Consider the following 375-nt stretch of genomic DNA (forward strand, 5'->3'; position numbering starts at 1 on the left):
CCGCGAAACTGGCCACGGCTTTTAGTTATCGAGAGCGTCGAGCAAATTTGCCCAAGTAGGGGCTTCCCCTGGCTTCGTGTTGTGAGGCAATGCAGGTTTAGGCTCGGGTTTATGCTCGATCAGCCGAAGTGATTGTTGCAGCTCTTGTATCTCTGCACGCAGCAATCGAACCTCTTCAACCAGCGAGTGTAGGGCTGGGTGTAGGGCGTCAATTTCAGGTGTAGGGGAAGTGTAGGGTGAGGGTGTCGGGTCAAGTGTAGGGCGGTGTAGGGTGATCCCCTGTGGTTCGCCATAAACACGGATCATTTCTGATAGGTCGATAACCTTTTGCCCTTTACCGTCTAGGCCAGCAGTTACGCGGCCTTTAGACACGGC

The 375-nt window shown here is 54.1% G+C and carries 1 protein-coding gene; it reads right to left on the reverse strand.

What is annotated here, in order from left to right; genetic code table 11:
* Positions 1–21: 21 nt before the first annotated feature.
* Positions 22–375: hypothetical protein (locus GHN86_RS23810; protein WP_228389656.1), on the reverse strand; the 354-nt coding region annotated here is incomplete at its 5' end.

Origin of the sequence: Pseudomonas helleri (genome assembly GCF_009600315.1) — a bacterium.
Lineage (GTDB): Bacteria > Pseudomonadota > Gammaproteobacteria > Pseudomonadales > Pseudomonadaceae > Aquipseudomonas > Aquipseudomonas helleri_A.